The 2156-nt window shown below is 36.5% G+C and carries 4 protein-coding genes; 2 read left to right on the top strand and 2 right to left on the bottom strand.

Annotated elements, in window-relative coordinates; translation table 11 throughout:
- Positions 1-140 precede the first annotated feature (140 nt).
- Positions 141-458 (bottom strand): hypothetical protein, encoded by a 318-nt coding sequence (locus GSY74_RS04795; RefSeq protein WP_164663966.1) that lies wholly within the window; start codon positions 456-458, stop codon positions 141-143.
- Between the two features lie 67 nt (positions 459-525).
- Positions 526-831 carry a hypothetical protein gene (locus GSY74_RS04800; RefSeq protein ID WP_164663967.1) on the bottom strand — a complete coding sequence of 102 codons (306 nt, stop codon included), beginning with the start codon at positions 829-831 and terminating at the stop codon, positions 526-528.
- A gap of 127 nt (positions 832-958) precedes the next feature.
- On the opposite strand from GSY74_RS04800, the gene GSY74_RS04805 reads away from it, so the two are divergent.
- Together GSY74_RS04805 and GSY74_RS10875 are read left to right on the top strand one after the other, a co-directional pair.
- Complete coding sequence (locus tag GSY74_RS04805) at positions 959-1840, top strand: hypothetical protein (RefSeq protein WP_164663968.1); 882 nt, start codon at positions 959-961, stop codon at positions 1838-1840.
- 21 nt (positions 1841-1861) lie between these two features.
- Positions 1862-1984, top strand: coding sequence for a hypothetical protein (locus GSY74_RS10875; RefSeq protein ID WP_255494546.1), 123 nt, complete (start codon positions 1862-1864; stop codon positions 1982-1984).
- Positions 1985-2156: the final 172 nt, after the last annotated feature.

Below are 2156 nucleotides of genomic sequence, written 5' to 3' on the forward strand. Positions count from 1 at the left end.
ATTCAAGAGCCAATCCCTCTTGGGTAATGGCTTGGGATAGTAACTTGGATTGCTCTGCATTGTGCAAAATATCATCCAGCGTTAGCACCGAAGCCGTGGCTGATTGCAAAAGCATCAAGCCAACAATGAACGGTCTCATCTTAAAGCATTTTTTGACTAATAATTGAGCCATCAAGTGCATCAATTTTGATAGAACAAGAGTCTGTTCTCATTGCATAAAAAAGTCGGTTTCCATGTCGTGTGAGCTTGGTAAGTTCTACTTTAGCTCCACATTTCTCTTTTGCCATCTCTTGGGCTTTCTCTTTTTTAACCGTTGCCATTCTCTGTAAAAGTCGTTTTTGTTTTATCTTTGCAGAGGCAGAGTGGTTGTAGTTATATGTTGATACAATTTGGTTTGGAGTTAAATCTTGGGCTTGAAGTGTTCCTAATAGAACTAGGGTTAATAATAAGTGTTTCATAATGGTTCCTTTAATAATAAAAATAGGTTAATAAATCTATGGCGTAAAAATAGGTAGGGTAGAGAGATTAAGCTATTGGTGGTTTAAAGGTGGTTTGATAGATGGTCGTTGGGGGAGTGGAGCTTATAAAAAAGAGTTTGGCAGGTATAGGATTAGGAAATTCAATATCTATAACAGATAGAATCGCTGAAAAGTGGAAGATTTCATGTAGTTCACACACGCCATTACAACAATCATTTTTATCTGTCTCTTGAATGGATTGGAGTATCGAAGTACATTCACACCCTGTTGTCTCATTGGCAATTAGGATGTCGTGGGAGATATTTAGGAACAGTGATAACAAAACTATGATAAAGATAAATTTTGATTTCATTATACTGCTCCTTTCTTTTTTATTATCTTAGCATAATAAAGTTAACTGAATGTGAATTGTTGGCATCAAATAGAATTAACAAAGCGTTAACACTTACTAGATAAACTATCACTAAAGGATTTAAATTATGAAATACAAAATAATCACTCTTACCTTTCTACTCCTATCAAGCACAGCATTAGCATTCCAAGATTACGACATTGATGGTGTTGAGGACAGTGCCGACCTCTGCCCTGATACCCCTTTTGATGTGTTGGTCAACAAGGATGGCTGTCCACAGAGTGGAGAGAAAACCCAAACCAATGACTATTATGGAAGATTAACATTGAAAATTGGTACAGATATTAGCAGAGATGAGACTTATGAAGATGATAGCTCTTTCAATCTCTATGCCAACTATCGCTACCGTAACTGGGATGTTGCTATCTCTAATTCTCGGACAACTTCCAACAGTAGCTATACTGAAGATAACTCTTATAGTGATGATGATATTTATCTCTCCACAGGATATATCTTTAGTCTGCCAAGCAGTAAAATGAAACTCTCTATAGGTAGCAAGATTGTTAATGATGGTTCAGATACAACAACTTCCACAAGACAACAGGGTCGTTTTAGTCAACATATTACTACAGAAGAGGAGACCGTGGCTTCACGAGACAATGACTACTTCGCTTCGGTTAATTTTAACTATCTGCTTAGTCCTAAACAAGATATATTTCTCTATTACGGTCACACACTAAGTGGAGATAGCAAAGATATGGACTATGAGGACTACTCCTCTTTCTCCATAGGAACAGGTTATGCATTGACCAACTCATGGTACAGTGCATTATCCTATAATCATACAAGCTCTATCTATCCCGATGCTGATGCCGAGCAGGGTCTCTCTTGGTTTAACAGTTACAAATTTACCAAAAATATCTTTGCTATGGCATCCTATAAATATGCTTTGGAGGATTTCTCTTATGACCATACGCTCTCCTTGGGTTTAGGGGTCTATTTTCAATAAAATCAAATGAAAGGATAAACAGTGAAACAGATTATAATAGCGATACTAATTATGGGACTGATGAACGGTTGTGTATTTAAACGAGCCGTTAAAGGTGTCAAGGGTCATGGTGGTGGACATGGTAATGCTTCCATGCGTCGATAAAAGTGTTACTTCTATCTACGAAAATTAAATATTAAAACTCCAATTCTCGTAGGTCGGACTGCCCTCTGTCCGACATAAATCACAACAACCAAAAAAAATAATTGTTCAATAGATGTTTATATGCAAATATTTTTTGTTTTATTTGGTATTTTTTTTATGCTGATATTTGTAG

It is taken from the genome of Sulfurovum sp. bin170, from assembly GCF_010892395.1.
GTDB lineage: Bacteria > Campylobacterota > Campylobacteria > Campylobacterales > Sulfurovaceae > UBA1140.

Excerpts from the sequence above, each read along its gene's own strand:
- GSY74_RS04795 (WP_164663966.1), bottom strand. The coding sequence starts at position 458 with ATGAAACACTTATTATTAACCCTAGTTCTATTAGGAACACTTCAAGCC.
- GSY74_RS04805 (WP_164663968.1), top strand. The coding sequence starts at position 959 with ATGAAATACAAAATAATCACTCTTACCTTTCTACTCCTATCAAGCACA.
- GSY74_RS04800 (WP_164663967.1), bottom strand. The coding sequence starts at position 831 with ATGAAATCAAAATTTATCTTTATCATAGTTTTGTTATCACTGTTCCTA.